This window comes from Marinobacter vinifirmus (assembly GCF_002258215.1).
GTDB classification, from domain to species: Bacteria; Pseudomonadota; Gammaproteobacteria; order Pseudomonadales; family Oleiphilaceae; genus Marinobacter; species Marinobacter vinifirmus.
Genome location: NZ_NEFY01000004.1, coordinates 260,859 through 284,645, shown reverse-complemented (window position 1 = coordinate 284,645; position 23,787 = coordinate 260,859). Strand labels below are relative to the sequence as shown.

17 protein-coding genes are annotated in these 23,787 nt (G+C 58.5%); 11 read left to right on the top strand and 6 right to left on the bottom strand.

Annotation, left to right across the window (positions count from 1 at the left end):
• Nucleotides 1–23 precede the first annotated feature (23 nt).
• A complete protein-coding gene (locus B9Q17_RS18640) occupies nucleotides 24–1,181 on the top strand; it encodes a thrombospondin type 3 repeat-containing protein (protein ID WP_094624739.1) in 1,158 nt (385 codons plus the stop codon).
• Between the two features lie 123 nt (nucleotides 1,182–1,304).
• Here the strand turns inward: B9Q17_RS18640 and B9Q17_RS07530 are convergent, their stop codons facing one another.
• The 4 genes from B9Q17_RS07530 to B9Q17_RS07515 form a co-directional block, all read right to left on the bottom strand.
• A complete protein-coding gene (locus B9Q17_RS07530; RefSeq protein WP_154707618.1) occupies nucleotides 1,305–2,807 on the bottom strand; it encodes a hypothetical protein in 1,503 nt (500 codons plus the stop codon).
• Nucleotides 2,808–3,188: 381 nt separating this feature from the next.
• Nucleotides 3,189–5,288: a CocE/NonD family hydrolase gene (locus B9Q17_RS07525; RefSeq protein WP_244177332.1), complete on the bottom strand. Its 2,100-nt coding sequence runs from the start codon at nucleotides 5,286–5,288 to the stop codon at nucleotides 3,189–3,191.
• Between the two features lie 80 nt (nucleotides 5,289–5,368).
• On the bottom strand, nucleotides 5,369–8,368 hold the full coding sequence (locus B9Q17_RS07520; protein WP_094624737.1) for a parallel beta-helix domain-containing protein: 3,000 nt from the start codon (nucleotides 8,366–8,368) through the stop codon (nucleotides 5,369–5,371).
• Nucleotides 8,369–8,384: 16 nt separating this feature from the next.
• Nucleotides 8,385–10,880 (bottom strand): amidohydrolase family protein, encoded by a 2,496-nt coding sequence (locus tag B9Q17_RS07515; RefSeq protein WP_244177331.1) that lies wholly within the window; start codon nucleotides 10,878–10,880, stop codon nucleotides 8,385–8,387.
• 265 nt (nucleotides 10,881–11,145) lie between these two features.
• Here B9Q17_RS07515 and B9Q17_RS07510 point away from each other — a divergent pair, with 265 nt between their 5' ends.
• Nucleotides 11,146–11,598 (top strand): (2Fe-2S)-binding protein, encoded by a 453-nt coding sequence (locus tag B9Q17_RS07510; protein ID WP_094624736.1) that lies wholly within the window; start codon nucleotides 11,146–11,148, stop codon nucleotides 11,596–11,598.
• A gap of 24 nt (nucleotides 11,599–11,622) precedes the next feature.
• Nucleotides 11,623–13,827, top strand: a complete 2,205-nt coding sequence (locus B9Q17_RS07505; RefSeq protein WP_094624735.1) for a xanthine dehydrogenase family protein molybdopterin-binding subunit — start codon at nucleotides 11,623–11,625, stop codon at nucleotides 13,825–13,827.
• 70 nt (nucleotides 13,828–13,897) lie between these two features.
• On the opposite strand, the gene B9Q17_RS07500 is transcribed toward B9Q17_RS07505, so the two are convergent.
• The gene (locus B9Q17_RS07500) at nucleotides 13,898–15,568 is read right to left on the bottom strand and encodes an AMP-binding protein (protein WP_094624734.1); all 1,671 of its coding nucleotides are present in this window, start codon (nucleotides 15,566–15,568) and stop codon (nucleotides 13,898–13,900) included.
• Nucleotides 15,569–15,755: 187 nt separating this feature from the next.
• On the opposite strand from B9Q17_RS07500, the gene B9Q17_RS07495 reads away from it, so the two are divergent.
• The 7 genes from B9Q17_RS07495 (at nucleotide 15,756) to B9Q17_RS07465 (ending at nucleotide 21,786) form a co-directional block, all read left to right on the top strand.
• Nucleotides 15,756–16,184: an SRPBCC family protein gene (locus B9Q17_RS07495; protein ID WP_094624733.1), complete on the top strand. Its 429-nt coding sequence runs from the start codon at nucleotides 15,756–15,758 to the stop codon at nucleotides 16,182–16,184.
• 165 nt (nucleotides 16,185–16,349) lie between these two features.
• Nucleotides 16,350–17,150 (top strand): oxygen-binding di-iron domain-containing protein, encoded by an 801-nt coding sequence (locus B9Q17_RS07490; RefSeq protein ID WP_022988649.1) that lies wholly within the window; start codon nucleotides 16,350–16,352, stop codon nucleotides 17,148–17,150.
• Between the two features lie 124 nt (nucleotides 17,151–17,274).
• Nucleotides 17,275–18,003 (top strand): YebC/PmpR family DNA-binding transcriptional regulator, encoded by a 729-nt coding sequence (locus tag B9Q17_RS07485; RefSeq protein WP_022988648.1) that lies wholly within the window; start codon nucleotides 17,275–17,277, stop codon nucleotides 18,001–18,003.
• Between the two features lie 33 nt (nucleotides 18,004–18,036).
• Complete coding sequence (locus B9Q17_RS07480) at nucleotides 18,037–18,783, top strand: glutamine amidotransferase (protein ID WP_094624732.1); 747 nt, start codon at nucleotides 18,037–18,039, stop codon at nucleotides 18,781–18,783.
• A 35-nt stretch (nucleotides 18,784–18,818) separates the two neighbouring features.
• Nucleotides 18,819–20,264 carry a phospholipase D family protein gene (locus B9Q17_RS07475; protein WP_094624731.1) on the top strand — a complete coding sequence of 482 codons (1,446 nt, stop codon included), beginning with the start codon at nucleotides 18,819–18,821 and terminating at the stop codon, nucleotides 20,262–20,264.
• Between the two features lie 92 nt (nucleotides 20,265–20,356).
• The gene (locus B9Q17_RS07470) at nucleotides 20,357–20,758 is read left to right on the top strand and encodes a PA2779 family protein (protein WP_022988645.1); all 402 of its coding nucleotides are present in this window, start codon (nucleotides 20,357–20,359) and stop codon (nucleotides 20,756–20,758) included.
• Nucleotides 20,759–20,769: 11 nt separating this feature from the next.
• Entirely contained in the window at nucleotides 20,770–21,786 is a 1,017-nt protein-coding gene (locus B9Q17_RS07465; protein ID WP_094624730.1) for a PA2778 family cysteine peptidase, read from the top strand.
• A gap of 6 nt (nucleotides 21,787–21,792) precedes the next feature.
• Here the strand turns inward: B9Q17_RS07465 and B9Q17_RS07460 are convergent, their stop codons facing one another.
• Nucleotides 21,793–22,497 carry a class I SAM-dependent methyltransferase gene (locus B9Q17_RS07460; protein ID WP_227498297.1) on the bottom strand — a complete coding sequence of 235 codons (705 nt, stop codon included), beginning with the start codon at nucleotides 22,495–22,497 and terminating at the stop codon, nucleotides 21,793–21,795.
• Between the two features lie 105 nt (nucleotides 22,498–22,602).
• Here B9Q17_RS07460 and B9Q17_RS07455 point away from each other — a divergent pair, with 105 nt between their 5' ends.
• Nucleotides 22,603–23,625, top strand: coding sequence for an AraC family transcriptional regulator (locus tag B9Q17_RS07455; RefSeq protein ID WP_094624729.1), 1,023 nt, complete (start codon nucleotides 22,603–22,605; stop codon nucleotides 23,623–23,625).
• Nucleotides 23,626–23,787 lie beyond the last annotated feature (162 nt).

The window sequence follows — 23,787 nt, the reverse complement described above, 5'->3', positions numbered from 1 at the left end:
ATTTTCTAACAAGGACTTCAAAAATGCTCAGAAAACTGAATTTCTTCACGTTCGCTCTACTCGTTTTATCCACAACAACCATGCTGGGTTGCCGCTCGGACAACAGCGACTCCAGACTACCACTCGACGAACTCTCGGCTGGCACCGAACAAGATGGCAGCGCCGGAGGAGAAGGGAGTGGAGATAGTGACGAGTCAAACTCGTCAAACCCCTACCTGCCTCTTCAGCCCACGGAAGATGATTGGGATGGCGATGGCGTTCCGAACGAGGACGATCCATGCCCCCGTGTGCCGGGCGTTGATCCGGCGCTGTGTAATGAATCAGTTGATCCGGACGGCGATGGTTTTCCCACCCTGTACCCGACCATTGAGCCGTTCATTTCACAAGACATAGTTGGCCAGCCATGGGATAACTGTCCGGATATCGCTAACCCAAGCCAGTCAGACCTGGACGGGAACGGCGTTGGAGATACCTGCGATAAAGACATTGATGGTGACGGCGTGCTGAATGACGCCGATAACTGCCCAGTTGTTGCAAATCCCGGACAAAACGATGAAAACGGCAACGGCATTGGTGATGCTTGCGATCCGGGCATTGAAGACGGTTTCTCTTGCTCTGTCGAGGGAATCTATAGCCCGATGCGGGCCAACGATAGTGCTGTTAAGGCTACGACATCGGTTAACACCACCGGGTGTCTGTTGTCAGGTGATGCTGGCAGCCTGCTTTGCGGAGTCAATAACCCCAATAATGTAGTAGATGATGACTTAACCAACACTGCAGCGATCTACAACACCAACTTGCTGGGCCTGTCTTCTGTCTCCCTGCGCATTGCTAGCGGTACGAACTTTGTCTATCCGGCCAACAACTATGTAGGAGTTGCTATCCGCAATGCTCCACAACTTGTCAAACTCGGACTATTAACCAATGGCGGGCTTCAGGTCAGAACCTTGCTCAACGGTGAAGTACAGGAAGAAACCGGCGGCAGCGTGGGTGCAGACCTGGATCTGCTAGGTCTATCGCAACTTATCGGTAGCGGTGACTTTGAGTATCTGGTGTTTGAAACCAGCCAACCCTTCGACGCAGTTGAGATCTTCAGCGGGGGGTTTGAGCTACTATCAGTGCTGGAAGAGTTTGAAGTCAGCCGAGTTTGTGCAGCCAAGACCGGCATCCCCGATCTGTAACCCGCCATACTATGCTCGGCCAGTTGGTTGCGGTAGTTTAGCCTAACCCCAAGTACCAAAACGGGGTCAGGCCCCCGATACATTTCACCACTCGAAATGTACCGGGGGTCTGACCCGCCTCCCTTAGATCCGCTCAACCCTGATTGTGAAATCCTCAGAAATTGCACGGTTAGCGTTGATGCTTGTATCCCTGATACCAATAGCCTCCACATGCAGATAAAGGCGGTTGGGATGGGTGTCGTTTATCAACTCGATCTGATGCGAGCACTGGTTTTCACTGGACTGTGCACTCGAAGCCGTGTCGAACGGCGTTCTACCGGCCTGGTCCTCCGGCAACGGCTCGCGGATATCCCAATCCCACTGATAGCCCCTGACGACCACCGGTGCAGTGCTGGTGCCACAGGTGTAGCCGCCAATGGTGAAACGATAGCGCCCGGGGCCCGCAATCAGCTGGTAGTAGCTGTCGGTGTTTCGGAAGATACCCCACTCAATCCCGACCAACCCGGCGTTATCGCCAACAACCAGCGGGTACGGATCTTTCTTGATGCCCTGGCTGAGCTGGAACATTCTCACACTTGTGACGGTTTTGTTGGTGGTGCTGCTCAGGCCCAGGTTGTAGCGTCGATCCCCCTCGATGGGCTGAATCATAAACTCCAGAAAATCGCTCACGCTGCCTGACACACTGCGGATAGAGTTATCTCCCGGAGCCCGGCCAAACCTGGCTGTTGCGCCCGAACCGTTATCATTGAAATACATGAGGAAGCCGTAAGAGCCGGAATACGGCACACTTACCGGAATATCCCTGGGTTCCGGGCTGATCGGAATATTAGTGAGGTCGCCCCAGGGGCACAGCACTCCGGCATAGACACAAATGGTTCCTGCCACCCGGTTAGCGCCACTTTCGGTAGCCTGGAATACCCGGCCAAATTCCTGTTGCAGCGCCTTCCGGGCCTGCTCTATCAACGCTGCTTCATTGTTCTGGGCTTCATTGAACATTTTCATCAGCGCTTGCTTACCCGGGCCCTCAGGCCATTCATCTTCCCAGCCGGCATCGGTAACCGCAAAATCTTCTGCCAGTGCATCAACGTCTGCCTGGGTCAGGCCTGCTTTCGCCATAGCGGCCGAATACAACAGCAGCATGTAGCTGTCGCGATCCGTTGCAGGATCGATGCTGTCGAGCAGGTTCAGGTTCTCCGGAGGCGTCATAAGGCCAAACCAGGTCATGATGTAGTCATTCGCCCAACCACGCAGTTCCTCGTAGGTATAACCTTCAGGCAACCAATATTCCATGTAACGGGCGATCAGGTGGGTGAACAGGTTTACGTTTCCTACCAGGGTTTCGTCAGATACATACATGACTGCCCGCAAGCGGAAGGGCTCGGGGGTATAGGCACCGCTGTACTCATTAAAGTAATGACCATTTACCGTCACCATGGCCAGCCCCTGCCAGCCAATTCCTTCGAACCGGATTTTTCCGTTCGAGTCCGTCTGGGTAGACCAGGTTTGCCCGGTCAAACTGCCCTCGCTATCAAGCTCCTGCACTGTAACCGTCGCACCGGTTTGATAAGGGCCCTTCTGGGCATACCCCTCCCCCGCTACCGGCACCAATGGATCAGCCGACTGCATAGGTGGATCAGTTTCGGGGTCGGTTTCGGAGGGGGTTGGAGATTGGGGCTGTGTGGTAGGCGTGGGAGAAGCAACATCATCAGCTCCTGAGGAAGAGCTGTCGCTGTTGCAACCAGCCAGTGCCAGTGCAACCACCAAAGCAAACAGATAGTTAAACACTATGTTTTTCATGACACGTTCCTCTGTGCACAAGTTCAGACCTGCCATCCCCCGGACAAGCCCGACCCACTGCGCAATAGAGTTGTGCCTGATGCGAGTTCACAACTGGCTTCAGCTTAGGTATGGCAGCCAACCGCCAAATTGTCCACTTTTTGTACAGCCGGGTCAGACCCCCGATACATTTCACCATTCGAAATGTATCGGGGGTCTGACCCGCTTTTGTTACCAGGGCTGTTGGTTGAAGTTTTCGGGAGTGCCGTAGTAAGGATCGGCAGTGCGCTGGCTCAGGAGTTCAGACTCCAGCACGGGTAGCTGGATTTCACCGGAAACGGTGTAGGCGTTGACGATTACTGAACTCAGCAGGCCCTGCAAGGGATCCAGCAATCCTTGAACGGTACTGCCTGGCAGGCCGCTACCGGGGCTGAAGCCGTTGAGCAGCAGTTCGGTAACCTGGCCAACGGTGGCAGTGCTCATGAAGTTCATGTTTTCCTGGGATTTGAACGCCATTACACCGACTTTGTCGCCGGGGCGAAGGGCTTCGCCCACTGCCACCAGTTCGTGGTTCGGGTAGTCACCCGGGATGAAGCCGGTGAGCATGTCATCTACCAGTAAGGTCTGGCCGTCCCGGACTACACAAACGCCCATATAGGCCACGCCCAGTCCGCCAACCAGGTCTCCGTTTACCCTGAAGTCACGCAGCCTCGGGATACCCGCCAGTACTTTGCGCTCGCCGGCTGGAACGTCGTAAATGGTCTGGCATTCCTGAGCGCCTCTCAGGGCCCCGATGTCCATGTGGAATGAACGCCAGGTCTGGTCCAGGCCCATGGCCTGGTCTGCCTCAAAATTCAGGCCCGGCACTTCGTCGGCAATCAGGGCTTTTTCGTTGTCGAGGGTAATACACACGCCGGGAATCTGCTCCAGCAGGCTTTCATCAGCCCCGCGCAGTTTCACGTCAAACCAGATGCGGATGGCCTTGAACATATCCACACCGCCACAGGAAGTGGTGCCATCCACCTGGTTGGCCAGCGGGTTCATGTGGCCGGACTGGTTGGAGAGCAGGCGCACATCGCCACCGGCGATTTTCAGGTAGTGGTAGTTGTTGATTGCCTCCTGTAACGGGAAGAGCACATCGCGGTTGCCCTGAATCAACAGCGTATCGATAGGGCGCAGTCGGAACGGGGCATCCCCTTCGCGGAACGGCTGCTGGGCCACTTCCAGAGATTTCAGGTAGTGCAGGCCGTTCTGGCTCATGAACTTGAGGATTTCGCCGGTCGGATCTACCGCGTCGCGGGTGCGGATGAACGGGAAGAACATGCCTGTACAGGCTTCATCCAGGAGAGGGCTGCGGGATTTGCCGGTCGACAACAGGCACAGCAGGTTGCCCCAGCCGCCTTTGACTGCGCCGTTCGGCATAATGGCTTGCTCCAGGGCGTGCCAGGTGCCTACCGGAACAATGGTGTCTACCCGCTCGTCCAGCGCGGCCAGTGTTAACTGAAAGCCACCGCCGTATGAGCCACCAAACAGGCCCAGCGGGAAGTCTCCCGTGTCATCCACGGCAACCGGCAGGCGACCATCACTCGCCCTTTGGGCAATCCAGTCGATCACCGCCTGAGCATCACGGGTTTCGTGGTACGGGTTCATCACCATAACCTGCCCTTCGGAATCGCCGAAGCCCCGCTGGGAGAAGCTCACTACGATGTAACCACTGTTGTGAAGGTCTGCCAGTACATCATCCAACTGGCCAAACATCGACAGCAGGCCACCGCCCTCGTTGACCGGGCAGTTATAGGGTTTCAGGTGCTCTTCACAATAAGGCTGCTCCGGCAGGCCGGTAAGTTTGCTCCCGCCCCAGCCATGGCTATGCAGGATAACCGGCAGTTTTTCCCCTTCACGATGCTCTGGAATGAATACTTGGGCATCAAGCCAGGTGGTGGGACTGTCCCGGTAGTAGCTTGCGGCTTTCACGTCATCACAGGACGGGCCCGAAGCCAGGGGCCGGCCTTCCGGCGCGCATGACGGCGGGGCATCGGAAATGATCGGCTGAATGTTGGGGAAAGGATCTCTATTTTCAGTGCGGGTGTCGGTAGCGTAGGCCACCGCTGGAACCACCGGGCCAAGCTCGACTTCCGGTGCGGTGTCGCCTGAGCCATTGCCGGCACCGGAGTTATTCCCCGGCTGCGCCGATCCAGGTTTCGGGTTTGCAGATGCTTGAACTGACGTTTCAGTGACCGGTTCCGAACCGGAGTCACCGCCACAAGCCACCAGAGTCAGCGCCACCAGCGGCACCAGGGCACCCCGTAACGTATTTCTGTTAATCATCATGCTTTCACCTTTTGTAAACGGGGTCAGACCCCCGATACATTTCACCATTCGAAATGTACCGGGGGTCTGACCCGCCGTTGTTATTGGTTGAGGGACTGGAAGATGCCGGTGCCGCTGCAGGCTTCACCGTTTTCGTAGTCGGAGTTGACGACGTTGGCGATCCAGCTGTTGAGGAGTTCGACGGCTTCGGTGTGGCTTACGCTCTTGGCGATGGGCGGCATTTTGCGCTGCGGGTCATCGGCGTTTTCCACACGGCAGGAGACGATGGACTGATCCGGGCTGCCGGGCACCACCACGTGCTGTCGGCCGCAGGAGCCGCCGCCGGTGGCGGTGGGCTTCTTGCAGATGCCGTAGCCGGCGTCGATCTTGCGGTAGTGGTCCAGGTAGTAGCCGGTGTTGGAGGCCGCGCCCTTGTCGTTGTGACAATGCTGGCAGTTTACTTCCATGTAGGCCCGCAGGCGGGTTTCCACGTCGGCATCAGAGCCGGCGGTGGCACCGCTGTCGCCCGGTACGTTCCAGTGAGGCAGGCGCTCGATGTTGGTGGCGATGCCGCGGCCATCTATCTGCAGCGCCGGCACGTTGGCCAGGATGCCTTGATCCTGCCAGTACTTGAGCTGGTTCACCTGCGGGAAACCGCCCTGCCCTTCGGTGCCCATGAAGCGGGATTCCGGAACGTAGGCACGGTTCAGGTTGCGGGGTTTCGGGCCGATGGGCGCGGCGCCCGCTTCCAGGTCGTCGTTGGAGTGGCAGGTGATGCACTGGTTCTGGTTGGGAATGGCGTAGCTGTCGGTGGAGCCGGCCAGCAACTTGCCGGTGTGCTGGTCTTCATAGTGCCAGCTTACACTGCGGGTTTCGCCGCCCGGCACCAGTTTGGCCACTTTCTTGCCGCTGTCGTCAGTGCTCCAGCTGTAGGTGGGGCCGCTCCAGACTGCCTTGCCACTCTGGGAGGTGCGCTTGATCAGCAAGCGGGATTCCACCAATTCTTCGGTGCCTTTGCTTTCGTCGGTGAAGGCGAAGGTTTTGGCGATCACGGTGCCATTCGGGAAGTGAATGGTGCCATTCAGGTTGCCGCCGTTCTGGCCATCCATATACACCGCCTTGGTGCCGGGCGGGATGAACGCAACCCGGTACTTGGTGGCGTAGTCGGAGAACAGCTTGGAGTTGAGCACGAACGGCACGCCGCCTTCGTGGGGCATGCTGCGCGGGTCTTGCGCGTTGGCGAACAGGTTGTACTGGTCCAGGCGCGGGCAGTCGACAACCAGGGCCTCACGGTTGATTTCACCCGGTTTCACCGGCGCTTCACACAGCTGGTTGATGTATTCCTGGGTAGGTGCCGGGTCTACTGAACCGCTGCGTTCGAACGGTGGAATGGTTACCCGGGGCAGGCTGGCCAATGTACGGCCGAAACGGGCGTTGCAGTCGTGGTCTTCCAGCTCGGTGTCCGCGAAGAATTCGAGCGGGCCGGTAAGCGTGTCCTGCAGCCCTTGCCACGAAAAGATCGCACCCAAGTCAAAATCCACAACATTCAATACCAGTTCCAGGCCACGCATACCGTGGAAATTGATGTAATCCTGGCTGTCTGACGACATCTCGTTGTTGTAGATGCACGAACCCCACTCCGGCAGCTTGCGCTCGCCCTGTGCGTTGAACTTGTAGGCGTTGTAATGGCACGCCGGGTTCGGGTGCTCGTTGGTGTGGATGGGCTTGCCGTTCTCATCTTTCGGCACCGGCTGGCCACTGGCATCCACCGGGTACGGGCACTCGGCATCGTAGTCATCCAGCAGCCCATCCCACACAATGTGGGCACCCTTGCCCGGGGTATGGATGTTCTTGATGCCAATCAGCGTGGGCAGCAGGGTTTCCACCTCGCCTTCGCCGATCACTTTCTCCAGGTTCGGAGCCGGCAAATCGAAGCCGGAGTTCTTCATGACGTTGTTGTAGATGTGCAGGCCTTCGGTGTACGGGTCCAGCTTTTTGTCCGAGGTTTTGCCCTTGCCATCAATCAGCTCATAGCTGGTATAGATCACGGCTGCGGTGCTGTTGTCTTCGAAGACGTTGTCGTACACCTCGATGTTGTCGTACCCGAGGGTGATAAATCCGGTACCCCGGGGCACGGCAGACACCAGGCCACTGTGGGCGAAATTGTAGGTATTGTTGTTGCGGGAGACGTTGTTCAGCATCACCGAGGTGTCGCCGTACTGGGTGATGTTTTCCAGGTCGTAGATCAGGAAGCCGCCGGTGTTACATTCCGCCAGGTTGTTGTCGTACTCGCCGCCCTGGACGTTTTCGATCTCAAAGCCCATCACGTTATAGGCCGCGCGGCTGTTCCTGATGATGGCGGTGTTGGTCTGGCCAACGTAGATGCCGGCGTCCGAGGCACCGATAGATTCGGAGTTATCCACCAGGATGTTCTCGGATTCCACCGGGTAGATGCCGTAACGGCCGCTGTCGGAACTGGGCACGTAATCCGGTGCCGGGTCGCCTTCGTTGAACGGCGGGGTGGTGCATTCCACCTGCAAGCGGGAGGCGTAGTTTTCCCGGGTAATGGGTTCACCACCACCGGACCAGATGGCCCGCACGTTCAGCAAAGTACCCCACTTCACGCCCTTGAGCTTGAAGGCATCGCCTGGTGAGTCGAGGATAGTGAGATCCTTCACCGTGATACCCCGAACGTTCAGGGCTTCCAGGCCGGTTACGTTGTCGCTGTCGCGAAAGTTGAGGACGGTTTCATCTTTGCCACAACCGCGGATCTCTACATCTTCCGTGGCCTGGATCAACAGGCCGTGGTACAGGTCGAAGTAACCACAACCAAACTCCAGTGCATCCCCCGGGCGCAGCTGGATCATCGCGGCCACCATGTCTTCGGTGGCCCGTTCACCGGGCTCCACCTTGAACACCCGGCCTTCACTGAACCTGGCGACGGTTTCTTCCTGCTCCGGTTGGTTATCGCTCTCTGCTGCAGGGCTGCCGGAGGAGCCTCCCGAGCCGCCAAAGCAGCCGCTCAGGGAAAGCAAAGCGCTGATGCCCAGCACCGTGGCGCCGGTGCGCCAGGGTAAGTGAGTTCTTGTTGTGAGTTTCATATCAGTCGCGTCCTTTTTAAAGGGGGGCGTTTTCGATGCGTTCCCACATCCGGAGGTAGGCCTCGGCGGAGGTGAAGAGCTGGTTGACGGCTTCGTCGACCTGTTCTTTCGGGCGATCGGTGTTGAGGATCATGTCGGCGATCTGGTCCGGGTAGAGGCCGTAATGGGCCACGCCGCGGCCGTCGTACAGGCCGAATTCGCGGTCGCCAGTTCTTTGTTTGTGAAAGATCACCCGGCCATCAACCGATTCGAACGGGTACAGGCGGGCGTCGTCTTCCGGGGTACCGGGGTTGCTCGCCAGCTGGGCGATACCGTTGACGTCCGAGGCGAAGCCGGCGCCACCGAAGGGGCCAACCTTGAGGTTTTCGGTGCGGGGGCGGTTGCCGTCGCGCAGCAGTTTGTCGACCCAGTTTTCACGGGTGCCACCAAAGGAAGCGGTAATGCCACCCTGGCTGGCAATGCGGTCGCGCAGGGCTTCGGTGCCGCCCCAGCTGCCGTGGCTGTTAATCACCGGGTAACCCAGCCGGCCGGTAATGTCGAGGATGCGAGCGGCGGCCTTGCGGCTGATGTGGTCGGTTTCGATCATCATCTTGCGGCGAATCAGCTCCTGGACCAGGAAATCGCCCAGATCTGTCAGGCCACGGCGGTTACACAGGTGTTCAGTGCCCTGGCGCGGGTCCAGCGCTTGCAGCTGTTCTGGGGTTTCCGGGAAACGGTCGCCGATGTAGTCCATCTGGAACAGCAGCTGGTCAAGGATGCCGAAGGGCTGCATGGCAGCATTCTGGTCTGTTTCATCGCCAACAAATTCAGTGCCTTCGGGGCATTCCTCGAATTCGATGGTGTGGCCGGTTTCCAGCAGGTTGCCGGCATAGAGCACCGGGCCAATGCCGACACCGGAGGTCAGATCGGGCAAGTGGCCGCCAAAGGCGTTATCGAACTTGTGAACCGGGAAAATGTTGCGCACACCCAGTTGGTACAGCTTGTCCAGCCGCTCCACGATGTCTTGCCGGGTACATTCGGCCACATCCAGGAATTCGCCGCACTTAAGCACCTTGGACATTTCAATGCCCAGTACCACCGCCAGCTTGCCATCGTCGATGACGTCCCGGGCTTCGCCGGAACTGGTGACAATCTGGAACCAGCCTTCGCCGGGGCCGCCATGCTGGGCATCAATGTAGTCCTGCATTTCATACATGCGCTGGATCTGCAGCAGGATGGACTCCATCGGGTCGCAGTCGTTCTGTTTCTGGGGATTGATGCGGCACAGGATCTCGTTGTGCACCAGGTGGTTCACCAGGATTTTCATACCGGAATAGTGGGCCCGCTCAAGCCAGCGGTAGTAGCTCTGGTGGTGTTGCAGGGAGTTGTACCGGGGCCAGTCGTTAAAGCTTGGCCAGCCTTGGGTATCGTGGGGGCCTGTGCCGCTGGTGACCAGTTCCAGGAAGCCGGTGGTGCCCCAGGGGCCGTGGGCAACTTCGCAGTCTTCCAGCGCATGGGTTACGCCGAATTTGTGGAAGGGAGCGCCGTAGTTGATGCGCCCGCCAATGAACTCGTAGGCGGAAATATGGGAATGGGTATCCACGTAGCCGTAGATATCGTCGTTATCGATGCCCTGGATGCCTTTGAAGCGATCTACTTCTTTCAGGTAGATGGCCGGGCCACGGTGGTCGGCCACCTCCAGGTTCAGGCCGGCCTCCGGGTATTCGGTGCAGCCTTCGGCTTCAGTGAAGGTAAAGGTATTGGCGGCATTGCGCAGGGACGGCGACGAGAGTGTTAATCCCTCTTCCGAGGTGCCTAACAAAAGACCGGTGACCGCCGAGGTCATGGTGTACTGGTCTGCACCTTCATGCTTGTTCAGTTTCCAGACCGCCAGGTCACTGGGCCGGTCGACGGCGGCCAGTCGGGGCAGCAGGTCCACATTACCCAGTTGCCCGCCGGCAAAATCCAGGCTTTCACCCAGCTCCCTCAGAATGCCGCCCAATGGCAGCACCGGATCCAGCACCAGATTGACGGTATCTCCCAACCCGGACACCAGGTAACTGAGTTCACCAATGAAGTGCCCGCCGGCATCCAGGAACTCACCGCCCGGATCGCTGATGCCCAGCAGTTCAAACTGGCCAATCTGGCTGTCTTCCCGGGAGAAACCGGACATCATCAGGTAAGAGCCCAGCTCGGTGGGCCGCATGGTGAAGCGGGCGGCCTTTCCGGCATCCGGAGTTACGCTGTACTGGCCATCAGCTACCTCGGATACATACAAACCATCCGCCTGCAGGCTGTAGCAGCCGTTGGCAAACTGGTAGCGGGTGTCTTTCCAGGCGTAGGCACGGGCCTCAGGCTGCGAACCGGCTCCAGCCTGGGGCGGCTCCTTTTCAGCGGGTTGCTGCGCAGCCGCCCCGCTCTCATCTGCAACCGCATCGGAGCCGCTGTCGCCTCCTCCACAACCGGACAAAGCCAGAACCAAACCGGCTAACGCAAAACATGCCAGACCACGCGGGCGGAATTCATCAGCCACAGCAGACCTCCTCTTCGGGGTAATCCCCTTTTTTGTTTTTGTTAATGATCTATATCGTACTGCAGTACGTATACTTACTTTATGTTGCGAAACATAATGTAATAGGTCATCACGTAATCAGGGTCGTCATATCAGGCCAAATTTCGCTTAGCTTAAGAATTACGAGGGCTTCCAGGGCGATAGAAGGCGGAGATCGGTTTACATAATTCGATAATCGCCTCTAATATGCCGAGTCAGCGATCTACAAATACAAAAGGTTTTCCCAATGATCACTCTTGTCGTAAATGGAGAAAAACGGTCCCTGGATGTAGACTCAGACACCCCGCTGCTGTGGGTGCTCAGAGACGAACTCAACCTGAAAGGCACGAAGTTTGGATGTGGTGCAGGGCTTTGCGGTGCCTGCACCGTGCACGTGGGCGGAACCCCCACCCGCGCATGCCAGACTCCGGTAGAGGCCGTAAACGGTCAGGAGATCACCACCATAGAAGGCCTCAGCAAAAACGGTGAACTGCACCCGTTGCAGCAGGCCTGGGTAGAACATGGTGTGCCCCAGTGCGGTTACTGCCAGTCTGGCCAGATCATGACCGCCGCCCACCTGCTGGAGCAGAACCCTTCCCCCAGCGAGGACGATATTGTGAACGCGATGGCCGGCAACCTGTGCCGTTGCGGCACCTATCACCGAATTGTCGAAGCGGTTAAATCGGCGTCTTCCACCTGATCACAAGAATTCGAGGCTGTACCCATGGCGATGAACCGACGGGACTTTCTGAAAGTGTCCACCAGCGCATCTGGTGGACTGGTGTTGTCACTGTCACTGCCCGGCTGTGCCACTGTTGATACCGGTTACTCTGAAAACGCCGGTACCTGGCGCCCGGATGCCTGGCTGGAAATCCAGGACAATGGAAACATCTACTTCACTCTGGCCCGGGTTGAAATGGGCCAGGGCACCTACACCGGCCTGACCACGCTGATTGCCGAAGAGCTGGATGTAGAGCCGGCTTCTATCAAGCCCCGCTTTGCACCGGTAGCGAAGGAATACCTGAACCCTGCCTACAAGTTACAGATTACCGGCGGCAGCACCAGTGTCGCCACCTCCTGGGAACCCCTTCGCCGGGCCGGTGCAGAAGCCCGCTATATGCTGATGATGGCAGCAGCGAAGGTCTGGCAGGTAGAAACCGACAACTGCAGCACGCAGGATGGCCGGGTGGTACACCCCAACGGCATCGACAGCCTGCCCTACGCCAGGCTGGCATCCCTGGCGGCCAGTGAAATCCCCCGCATCGAGGTTCCCTTGAAGCCCCGCAGCGAGTGGAAGTACATCGGCAAGCAGATGAAACGGCTGGATGCCGAAGCCAAGGCCACCGGCACCGCCGTGTACGGCATTGATATCGAACAGCCGGGCATGCTGTATGCCGTGGTTACCCGCCCGCCCCGCTATGGCGCGAAGGTGAAATCTTTCAACAAGGCGGATGTCACCGTCCATTCCGGCGTAAAGGATGTCTTCGAGATTGAACGGGGTGTGGCGGTGGTCGCCACCTCCTACTGGCGTGCCCGTAAGGCCCAGAGAGCCCTTCAGGTCGAATGGGATAACGACGACGCCATCACCCTGTCGACAGAGAGCGTGTTCCACCATTACTACAAGGATTCGGAACAGGATGCCGGTGTCAGCGAACGGGAAGACGGCGACTATGCGCAGGCCGAAGAGCAGGCCGGCAAGGTTCTGCACGCTGACTACGAACAGCCCTACCTCGCCCACTTTGCCATGGAGCCCATGAATGCCACCGCCTGGTACAAGGGCGACGCCATGGAAGTATGGGCATCTACCCAGGCCCCGGACCTCGGGCGCATTGCTGCCGCCCGGGGCTGCGATCTTTCACCGGGCGATATCACGATACACACCACGTTTCTGGGTGGCGGCTTTGGCCGGAGGCTGACCAACGATTACATCGAGGAAGCCGCTGCTGTGTCTTACCGCATGAAGGCCCCGGTAAAGCTGGTCTGGTCCCGGGAGGAAGATACCCAACACAGCCCCTGCCGCCCGGCCATGCTGCACCGGATGCGGGCCGCGGTCAGCGGCAACAGGCTCGAAGGCTGGCACCACCAGATTGTCGGGCCTCAGATCCTTGACTGGTATATCACCAACGCGGCACCGGCCCAGTACCCCTGGGCTCCGAAAATGCTTTACAACACCCTGGGGCGGGTGGGCCTGGCTGCCGAAGGGTTAGCCACGCCGAAAGATGTCTCCGCCATTGAAGGCGCCATCGACTATCCGTATCAGGTGCCTAATGTGGAGCTGCGACATACCCACAGCGACCCGGGCTTCCCGATCACCTGGTGGCGCTCGGTGGGTTATTCCCATAACGGCTTTGCGGTGGAAACCTTTATGGACGAAATCGCCCATGAACTGGGGGAAGACCCCATTGCGTTCCGCCGGGCCAGGCTTCAGAACCAGCCCAGGCACCTTCAGGTACTTGACCGGGTGGCAGAGATGTCCCGCTGGAACAGCGCCAGTGCTTCCGGGCGTGCCAAGGGCGTGGCAGTGTTCCAGAGCTTCGGTACCTTCGTAGCCCAGGTGGTTGAGGCGAGCATTGAAGGCAGCGAGATCAAGGTACACAAGGTGTGGTGCGCCGTGGATTGCGGCCAGGTGGTAAACCCGTCGGTGGTAAGCGACCAGATCAAGGGCGGCATTCTGTTCGGCCTGTCAGCAGCGCTGTGGGGCGAGATCACCCTGGCAGATGGCAAGGTTCAGCAGAGCAACTTCCACGATTACCCAGTGATGGCCATGCACAACTTGCCAGACGTTGAACTGGATATCGTGGACAGCAACGAGGCACCTACCGGTGTCGGCGAGCCCGGGGTTCCACCGGTTATCCCTGCTCTGGGCAACGCCCTGTTCCGGCTGACCGGCGTTCGCCAGCGCAGGCTGCCCCTGAAAGCCAGCAGCTGAAGTTCCTGACACCTCAACTGAAAAGAGCCCCGACCGGGGCTCTTTTCGTTACTGCTTATGCTGGCAAAACTTACTGCCAGATAACGGGTTTCTTCTGCCCGTACCAGGCGTCTACCTTCTGCTGGTAGGTGTCTTCCACCACGTTACGCTTGAGCTTCAGGGTCGGGGTCAGGAAGCTGTTCTCGATGGTCCACTCGTCTTGCATCACGATGATGAACGCCAGCTGCTCGTGGGGATCAACCTGCTTGTGGATGTCCTGGATGAGCTGCTTCAGGCTGTCCTCGATTTCCTTTTTCAATGCTGCATCGTCTTGCACCAGGGGCCGCAGCTCTTCGTTCAGCATCACCATGGCAAAGGGCTGGGTCTGGTTAGCACCGGATACACAGCACACCTCGATGGACTCATGGGCCATCAGCAGGTTTTCCAGCTTGGCGGGTGCAATGTACTTACCCTTGCTGGTTTTGAAGATTTCCTTCAGTCGGCCGGTAAGCTTCAGGCGCCCCATCTCGTCGATCTCGCCCTTGTCGCCGGTTCTGAGGAAGCCATCTTCGGTGAAAGCTTCCACAGTTTTCTCGTCATCCTTGTAATAACCCATCATGGTGGCCGGGCTCTTCACCTGGACTTCGCCCTGCTCGCTGATGCGGGTTTCTACCCCCGGCAATGCTTCGCCCACGTAGCCGGTGCGGGTGCGCCCCGGCTTGTTCATGTGGGAATAGGCAAAGTTTTCAGACATGCCGTAGCCTTCCAGCAATTCCAGCCCCAGGTTGCGGTACCAGTCCAGCACATCGTGGGACAAGGGCGCTGAGCCAGAGCCAGCCAGCTTTACCTGGTCCAGGCCCAGGTTCTTCAGCACCTTCTTCTTGATCAGCTTGTTCACCAGCGGGATCTTCAGCAGGCGGTCCAGCTTGTGCTTGGGCACTTTCTGCAGCACGCCGTGCTGGAACTTCACCCACAAGCGGGGTACAGACAAGAACAGCGTGGGCCGCGCCCGCTGAAGATCCTGCACGAAGGTATCCAGGGATTCGGCAAAAAACAGCTGGAAACCGGCATAGAGCGAACCCAGCTCGACAAACGTACGCTCGAACACATGGGCCATGGGCAGGTAAGACAGCATGCGCTCATCCGGCCCCACATTCAGGGTTTTGATGCCACCTTCTGCGGCAAAGGCCATGTTGTCGAAGCTGAGCATCACACCCTTGGGCCGCCCGGTACTGCCGGAGGTATAAACAATGGTGGCCAGCTCTTCTGCATCCCTCACCGGGTTGCCCTGCAGCGGCTCGTTGCCGGCAACAATTGTGTTCCAGGTTTCATAGTTGTTGGGCGGGCTGAGCGGGTACGAAATGCAACGCACAGACTCCGGAACACCCGGCTTCATGCTCGGCCAGTCATCCAGCTTACCCACAAACAGCACTTCACAGCCGGCGTGGTTGAGTACGTAGTTCACCGTGTCGGCATTCAGCATCGGGTACAGGGGCACAGAAATATGCCCGGCCAGCCAGATGGCCCAGTCGGTCATGATCCAGTGGGCGCAGTTCTTGGAGATAATCCCGACCCGGCTCTTCTCCGGCAGATCGAGAGACTTCAGGTAAGCCGCCATGCGCCGGGCTTCGTCCACCGCGCGGCCCCAGGTGAATTCATCCACCGTGCCGTCGCCCATGGGCTGGGTCATGTAGAGCCGGTCTTTGTGGTTGTTTTCCCACTGGTACAGCATATCCAGTGGCAGCTTGGCGTTGGTGCTCATGGTTCTTCCCTCTCGCACTGAAGGTTCATTGTTAGCGTTCTGTATAGTTTAACCCTTCAAATACTGCATGAATTGACCGCAAAGCCGGACTTCGGAAACATTGGGGTCAGGCCGGACAGTATTCGACTTTTGTTTAATACCGTAAACAGGTAATCTGGCAGCCACAACCAACAACAAGAGCATGACAATGGCTAGCTACACCATTGAAATTGAGGAAATTTTTGATGTGCCAAGGCGAAAAGTCTTCGCCCTGTTTGCCGACCATCACCGTTTCGGCAAAATGATCGGTGCTCCGGTAAAACGCATCAAAGACAGTGACCAGGCCGATCCGAACGGTACCGGCTCGGTACGTAAAATCGGCATTGGCCCCCTGTCGCTGCAGGAAACCGTACTGGTTTTCGAGCCTGACTCGCTGATTGAATACACCATCACCAGCCTTAGCCCGATTCGAAATCATATGGGGCGTATTCGTTTTTATGACACGCAGGAAGGTCAAACCCGGGTCAGCTATACCATCACCTTCGAAGATATTGTGCCGTTTTCAGGCAAGGTGGTCAGTGCAGCGCTGGAGCAGGGCCTGAAGCGTGGCATCCGCCGGGTTCCGGAGCTGGCGTAGCCATAGCAACAATCCGTTACTTGATGAATATCAGATAATTGACCTGTGGCAAGGCCCGGCTTCCCGCTGTTCGGTAGTCTCCAAACCTTATTGCAATATCCGGCCATCGCGGTGCCTGGGCACCGCGGTCATGGCCTGTAACCTATTGTTGTGCGGGAGACCCTAATGGCAGTTGAGCCGATCGTTCTGTTCGACAACGGGCACCACAAGTGCCTGATGTTTGATTCCCTGGTAACCGGCGAGGGCGTTCAGTCCAACCAGTTCCTGATTGTAGATGGTGACCACGAAGCCCTGCTGGATCCCGGCGGAGACCTTACCTATACCCCGCTGTCGGTGGCTGCCTCCAAGTACATGAACATCCGTGAGATGGACTATGTATTTGCCTCCCACCAGGACCCGGACATCATCGGTGCGATTGACCGCTGGATTGTGCACACCAAGGCCAGCATCGTAACCTCCAAGCTGTGGGCCCGTTTCCTGCCCCACCTGGTGTCCAGTTACGTAACCAACCAGCTCAGCGGCAGCGTGTACGATCGCATCATCAGCATTCCGGACCAGGGTGCGAAAGTGCGTTTCGGCGACTCCCATATCCAGTGTCTGCCAGCCCACTTCATGCACTCTGTGGGTAACCTGCAGTTCTATGATCCGGTCTCGAAGATTCTGTTCTCCGGAGATCTGGGCGCATCGCTCGGGGGTGAAGACGATCACAAACCGGTGGAAGACTTCGACAACCACATCCAGCACATGATTGGCTTCCACCGCCGGTATATTGCCTCTAAAAAGGTGTGCCAGCTGTGGGCCAACATGGTTCGCGATATGGACGTGGCCATGATCGTGCCCCAGCACGGCAAGCGTTTTGAGGGGCCGGCCATGGTTGACCGCTTCCTGAACTGGGTCAGCAGCATGGACTGCGGCATCGACCTGATGACCCAGGACAACTACCGTCCGCCGGTCGATTTTGTGTGATTTCCCCGGTTTCCGCAGGGATGCGGAAACCTCCTTCTGCATTCCTTGCGCAATCACCCCTGTCGCAAATCCCTCAGGTTCAGTAAAATCCCGCTTTTGATCGTAAATCCGAGAGGCACCAACGATGGGCAGAGCCTACCAGAACCGTAAAGAATCCATGGCCAAGACGGCCGCGGCTAAAACCAAGGTTTACAGCAAGTACGGCCGGGAAATCTACATGAGCGCCAAGTCTGGCGGCCCCGACCCCCAGGCCAACCTGTCGCTTCGCGGCCTGATCGAGCGCGCCAAGAAAGACCAGGTCCCCACACACGTTATTGAAAAAGCCATCGAGAAGGCCAAGGGCGGCGCGGGTGAAGACTACTCGACAGCCCGTTACGAAGGTTATGGCCCCGGCAACTGCATGGTGATTGTCGACTGCCTGACCGACAACCCCAACCGCACCTTCGGCGACGTTCGCCTGGCCTTCACCAAGACCAAGTGCAAGATCGGCACCCCCGGCGTGGTTGCCCACATGTTCGACCACTGCGCTATTTTCGCGTTCAACGGCCAGGATGAAGAAGCCGTTCTTGAAGCGCTGATGGAAGCCGATGTTGACGTGACCGACATCGAAAATGAAGACGGCAAGATCACCGTATTCACGCCCAACACCGAATACGCCAAGGCCAAGCAGGCACTGGAAGCGGCCTTCGAAGGCATCGAGTTCGATGTGGACGAGATCCAGTTCCTGCCGAAGACCACTACAGTTGTTCAGGGCGACGATATTCCCCTGTTCGAGAAGTTCCTCGACATGCTGAACGACCTGGACGACGTTCAGAACGTGTTCCACAACGCGGAACTTCCGGAAGAGGAATAATCCTCTCCCGTTTAGCTGTCACCGGAGCGCAGTATGGCTGGCACAGGCAACACACAGGCCCCGCGGGTGGTTATCCTGAAAACAGGGAGCACCTATCCGCAGATCAAGGATCAGTTCGGAGACTTTGATGCCTGGTTTACCCGTGGCTTGTCCAGCCAGTTGCAACTGACAGTCGTCGACGTAACCCGTGCTTCGCCTCCGGGCCACCCCTCGGACTGGCAAGGCATCGTTATCACCGGCTCGCCGGCCATGGTCAGTAACCGGGAACCCTGGAGCGAACAAGCAGCCAACTGGGTGCGCCAGGCCGTAGAAGCCAATGTTCCGCTTCTGGGTGTCTGCTACGGCCACCAGCTTCTGGCACATGCCATGGGCGGCAAGGTGGATTACCATCCCAAAGGCCGGGAAACCGGCACCCGGCAGGTTCGCCTGTTTGCTGCTGCACAGAGCGATCCCCTGTTCAGCCTGCTACCGCAAACCTTTCCGGCTCAGCTGACTCACAAGCAATCGGTGCTGGAGCTCCCTCCTGGCGCTGTTTTGCTGGGCGAATCCGACTTCGAACCGCACCAGGCTTTCCGGGTCGGTGACAATGCCTGGGGTGTGCAGTTTCACCCCGAGTTCACCGAACACATCATGAAGGCCTATCTGGAAGTCCAGTACCCTGACCTTCAGGCCGAGGGGCTGGATGCCAATGGCTTGATGGCCTCGGTGCAACCGGCCGAAGACGCAGCCCGCCTGCTGCAGCTGTTTTCGGAACGGATCCTCCGGCACAGCGAAACCTGAGCCAGGCGCCCCACACTCAAAGGAATGATGCTGCCATGACAATGAAGTTACTCGCCGCAGCCCTGTTATTGATCCTGGTCAGCCTCGGGCTATGGCACACCCACAAGCCCTTGCCGGCCGGCCTTGCCTACCAGGGCGATGTTCTGCCCCTCGAAGCGCCTGAACTGCTGACCGACACCACGCTGCACTTCCCTGATGGCCGCTCCGAACTGGACCACGAAATTTTCGACGAGATGTTCCGGCTGATCGGGCAGGCCGAAACATTCATCCTGCTGGATATGTTCCTGTTCAACAGTACCGGCCCCGAAGACAAGGGATTACGGCCCCTGGCACAGCAGACCGTCGATGCGCTGATTACCCGAAAGCAATCGCAGCCCGGCATCGACATTGTGGTCATCACAGACCCGCTTAACACCTTTTACGGCGGCACCCGATCGACGCTGTTCGAAGCCCTCGAAAATGCGGGCATTCAACTGGTCATCACCCGGCTGGAACCCCTACGGGACAGCAACCCGGCCTGGTCATCCTTATGGCGGCTCTGCTGCCAGTGGCTGGGCAACAACCCCGATGGTGGCTGGCTGCCCAACGCACTGGGCACGGAGCCCGCCACCGTTCGCAGCTATCTGGCCCTGCCCAACTTCAAGGCCAACCATCGCAAGGTACTGGTTGCCGACGAGGGAGATCGCTTCCGTGCTGTGATCACCTCCGCCAACCCCCACGATGGCAGCAGCCGACACAGCAACACCGCCCTGGCCTTCAATGGCCCGGCAGTCACCGATGTGGTTCGCAGCGAACGCGCGGTTATGCAGATGTCCGGCGCAGATACCACCACAATTGACCGTTGGATCAACACATTGGAAGCCATGGCCGGCGAACACCAGGAATCCGGCAGCAGCATTCAGGTACTCACTGAATCCGCCATCCGGGACAAGGCCCTGGCGATGATTGACCAGAGCCAGCCCGGGGAAAGCCTCGACATGGCCATGTTCTACCTCTCCCACCGCCCCATCATCGAAGCCCTGATAGCTGCTCAGCAGCGGGGCGTGAGCGTCCGGCTGTTGCTGGATGCCAATAAAGACGCCTTCGGCCACGAGAAGAACGGCATTCCCAACCGCCCGGCGGCTAACGAGTTGAACCAGGCAGGAGTTGCTGTCCGCTGGTGTAACACCCGCGGGGAGCAGTGCCACAGCAAGCTGCTGATCCGAACGCGTAGCGATGGCCAACAGGAAATGCTGCTGGGCTCTGCCAACTTCACCCGGCGCAACCTGGACGACCTGAACCTGGAATCCAACGCATGGGTGCAGCTCCCGGCCGACCACCCCGTTGCCACTAAGGCGACTGATTACTTCGAGCTGCACTGGAACCATGGCCCGGACAGCAATCCGGTACTCAGCCTGCCGTGGGCAAGTTGGCAGGAAGCGTCCAGGTTCCGTTACTGGCAGTACCGGGTGATGGAAGCCACAGGGCTTTCCACTTTCTGAGGAACCCTTTCTTCTTGGTGAACGTTTTGTATGTTGAACAGCGACACAGTTCAAACTAGTGTCTTTGTAAACAACTGAGAAAGGAGTCTGTAATGAACGCCATGCGACGTTACACCAAGCAGTTTTCTCTGGTGATGGCCCTGCTGATGGCCTTTGCCACCACCTTCTCCGTTTCTGCCCACGCCGGCATGGTGGGCACCGGTGAGCTGATCCAGCAACAACAGACCGAGCTCGACCGGCAACAGCTGCTGGAGATGCTGGAACAGCAGGAAGTGAAAGAAAAGCTGTCCGAGCTTGGTGTCAGTGAAGACCAGGTGGCCGAGCGCATCCAGAACCTGACCCCCGCCGAACTGGCAGACTTCGAGCAGCAACTGGCCGAAGCACCCACCGGTGAAGGGGTTGTCGGTGTGATCGTCCTGTTCCTGCTGGTGTTCATCATCACCGACATGCTGTGCGCCACCGATCTCTTCTCGTTCATTAACTGTATCCGGTAAACCACCGAGCCATGCTCAGGAAGCTCGCCGGTTTCAGCAGGTTGATGGCCCTCACGGGCCTGGTCCTGCTGGTCGGCTGCGCAACTACCCCGCCCTGGCCCGAACCATCAGCCACCAACAATGATGCACAGCCCGCGTCCGCCTTGCTGGAGCCCGCGTCCACCTTGCTGGAGAAAGTGCCCTTCTATCCCCAGGAAAAGTACCAGTGTGGCCCGGCCTCGCTGGCCACCATGCTTAACAGTCAGGGGCTGTCCACCGATCCGGACATCCTGAAAGAGCTGGTGTACATTCCCGGCCGGGAAGGCTCGTTGCAGGTGGAGATGGTTGCCGGGGCGCGCTCCCACAATATGGTGGTGTATCCACTGCAACCGGAAATTGATGCCGTACTGGCGGAAGTTGCGGCGGGCAACCCGGTACTGGTCATGCAGAACCTGCGCTTCAACTGGTGGCCGCAATGGCACTTTGCCGTGGTGGTGGGCTACGACGCCCGGGAGGAGGAGCTGGTACTGAACACCGATACCCGCCAGCATTACCGGATGCCCTACAAAGCCTTTCACGCCACCTGGAACCGGGCTGAACGGTGGGCCGTGGTGATCCTGCCACCGGACACGTTACCGGCAACCGCCGAGCCCCTGCCCTGGCTGAGGGCCGCCCATGACCTGGAAACCACCGGTCACAGCCGTGCGGCACGGGAGGCCTACCAGACCGCGCAAACACGCTGGCCCGAACACTCTGCCCCGATCATGGCACTGGGTAACCTGGCCTATGCGCAACAACAGCCGCAACAAGCGATCGAGCACTTTCTGAAAGCTGTGAAGCTATTCCCGCAAGCCCCTGAAAGCTGGAACAACCTGGCCTATGCCCTGGCGGCCAATGACTGCCCTGAAACAGCCGGGAACGCCCGGGGCTGCGCCGGCGCCCTTGCCCCTGACCGCTTCAACACTACAGCAGACAACCTGCCCGGCCCCATCCAAAACGCCACGCAGCAATGCCCGGCCATTCCCCAATGTCCCGCCGAGGCGCCTTGAACCGGGTCAGGCCCGCTTTCGGAACAGCGCCACATCCTTTCTCGGCACCTCCAGCTCCCAGCCGAAATGTGCGGCCAGCCAGGCAAAGGTTTCTTCCCGGTAGAACACCACGTGGGTCGGGTCTCTGCGGTAATGCCAGGTGGCAAAGCGGTCATCAGCGTTCTGAAAACAGGTCATGATACCCAGCCAGCCTCCGGGCTTTACCAAGGTATCGAGCTGTCTGAATACCTGGGCAGGCTGGTGCAGGTGTTCCACGACTTCGGTACAGGTCACAAAATCATAGGCCTGGTTCAGCACTTCCCTTTCTGGTCTGAAGAAGGGATCGTAAACCGCCATCGGGTAGCCAGCCTCCTCAAACATGCTAGCCAGCGCGGGCCCGGGACCACAGCCAAAATCCAACCCGTGGGCGCCCGGGGAAAGCTTTGCCAGTAGAGGCCCGACAAGCTTTGACAGAAACTTTCGATAGCCCGGGTCCTCTGGCTGATTATCGTGCAACTGGTAGACAGCCCGTTCCTCCTGCTCAGACAAGTAGAACCCCGGCGCCATCAGGGTTGCCTGGCAAGTGCCACAACGCAGGTAAAGTTTGCCTTCTACCTCCATAAACGGTGCGAGTGTGCGGCTCTCACAAACCGAACAGCACTCGGACAACTCTGTATTGGATGCTGTGGCACCACCTGAAATCATGGGAGACAAACCTGTCTGAAGTTTCATTGTCATATCCGGCCATGCGGCCAATTTGTGACCCGTTGCCGGATATCCACCGTAACACCGCGCCTATACTAACCCCGTACACAGCCTCGGCACAGAGACGGAAACATGGATTCGTTGAACAACCTTGCACTGGAGGTGCCGATTATCTCGGCCCGCTATGCCCGCCGTTTTATCCGGTTTATGGAAAACCGCGGCGTTAAACGCCACGCCATCATGGCGGAAACCGGCATTACCGACGACCTTCTGAACAACCCCGATGCCAGCGTAACCATGAGCCAGGTGCTGCTCCTGCTCCGCCAGGCCGACTGGCTGATGCACGACGAACGGGCCGCCTTCGAATTCGGACAGCAGCTGGACCTGCCCAGCCACGGCTTGCTCGGCTTTGCCGTGCTGGGCCAGGAAAATCCCCGTCGCCTGGTCAGTATGATTGTTCAATACCTCCGGGTGGGCTTGCCACTGATGGATATGGAGCTGGAATCCAGCGGCTCCACCATTCGCATCCGGTTGATCGATACCTGGGGAGTGGGCGATCTTCGGCCCTGCCTGACCAAGATCTACATGGGCAGCATTCACCGGGTCTCCTCCCAGGTATGCAGCCATTTCACCTTCCAGTTCGACTTCCCGGGCAAAGCCAGCCAGGAAGACTGGCAATTGCTGGCACCAGACAGCGAGTTCGAATTCGATGCCGGCATCAGCCAGGTGATCATGCCCCTGAACGGCACCCCGATTCGCAAAGACGATGCCAGCCTGGAATTCCTGGTGGCCAGGACCCGGCACGGTGCCCGGGAGACACCCCGGGAAGCAGACGAGACCGTTATGCAGGTACGGGAACTGATCATGAGCCAGCCCGGGCGCCCCTGCACCACCGAGAACATCGCCCGCCGCCTGGAGATCAGCCCCCGCACATTGCGGCAGCACCTTGCCAGCGCCGGCACATCCTTCCGGGAACTGCGTAACGAAATCCGGGAAAACTTTGCCACTTTGTACCTGAAAGACACCAATGTGCCGCTGGAATCCATTGCAGAAAAACTGGGATTCAGTGACCAGGCCGGTTTCACCAAAGCCTACCGTTCCTGGACTGGCCTGACCCCGGGCGACATTCGCCGGCAGGCCCGCAGTAAAAAGTGACCGGCGTTCCCCGGCCGTTTTGACACCGTTCACGGTTTGAACAATAACCCACCCTGATTTCCGTTTAAGACAAAAATGGTGCCGCCACCAGCAATGACCGGCGGCACCCACTCCCCGTCTAATAACCCTGCATTCATGCGTAAACGCGTATGGCACGGGATC

Excerpts from the sequence above, each read along its gene's own strand:
- B9Q17_RS18640 (WP_094624739.1), top strand. The coding sequence starts at position 24 with ATGCTCAGAAAACTGAATTTCTTCACGTTCGCTCTACTCGTTTTATCC.
- B9Q17_RS07530 (WP_154707618.1), bottom strand. The coding sequence starts at position 2,807 with ATGCAGTCGGCTGATCCATTGGTGCCGGTAGCGGGGGAGGGGTATGCC.
- B9Q17_RS07525 (WP_244177332.1), bottom strand. The coding sequence starts at position 5,288 with ATGATGATTAACAGAAATACGTTACGGGGTGCCCTGGTGCCGCTGGTG.
- B9Q17_RS07520 (WP_094624737.1), bottom strand. The coding sequence starts at position 8,368 with ATGAAACTCACAACAAGAACTCACTTACCCTGGCGCACCGGCGCCACG.
- B9Q17_RS07510 (WP_094624736.1), top strand. The coding sequence starts at position 11,146 with ATGATCACTCTTGTCGTAAATGGAGAAAAACGGTCCCTGGATGTAGAC.
- B9Q17_RS07505 (WP_094624735.1), top strand. The coding sequence starts at position 11,623 with ATGGCGATGAACCGACGGGACTTTCTGAAAGTGTCCACCAGCGCATCT.
- B9Q17_RS07500 (WP_094624734.1), bottom strand. The coding sequence starts at position 15,568 with ATGAGCACCAACGCCAAGCTGCCACTGGATATGCTGTACCAGTGGGAA.
- B9Q17_RS07495 (WP_094624733.1), top strand. The coding sequence starts at position 15,756 with ATGGCTAGCTACACCATTGAAATTGAGGAAATTTTTGATGTGCCAAGG.
- B9Q17_RS07490 (WP_022988649.1), top strand. The coding sequence starts at position 16,350 with ATGGCAGTTGAGCCGATCGTTCTGTTCGACAACGGGCACCACAAGTGC.
- B9Q17_RS07485 (WP_022988648.1), top strand. The coding sequence starts at position 17,275 with ATGGGCAGAGCCTACCAGAACCGTAAAGAATCCATGGCCAAGACGGCC.
- B9Q17_RS07480 (WP_094624732.1), top strand. The coding sequence starts at position 18,037 with ATGGCTGGCACAGGCAACACACAGGCCCCGCGGGTGGTTATCCTGAAA.
- B9Q17_RS07475 (WP_094624731.1), top strand. The coding sequence starts at position 18,819 with ATGACAATGAAGTTACTCGCCGCAGCCCTGTTATTGATCCTGGTCAGC.
- B9Q17_RS07470 (WP_022988645.1), top strand. The coding sequence starts at position 20,357 with ATGAACGCCATGCGACGTTACACCAAGCAGTTTTCTCTGGTGATGGCC.
- B9Q17_RS07465 (WP_094624730.1), top strand. The coding sequence starts at position 20,770 with ATGCTCAGGAAGCTCGCCGGTTTCAGCAGGTTGATGGCCCTCACGGGC.
- B9Q17_RS07460 (WP_227498297.1), bottom strand. The coding sequence starts at position 22,497 with ATGAAACTTCAGACAGGTTTGTCTCCCATGATTTCAGGTGGTGCCACA.
- B9Q17_RS07455 (WP_094624729.1), top strand. The coding sequence starts at position 22,603 with ATGGATTCGTTGAACAACCTTGCACTGGAGGTGCCGATTATCTCGGCC.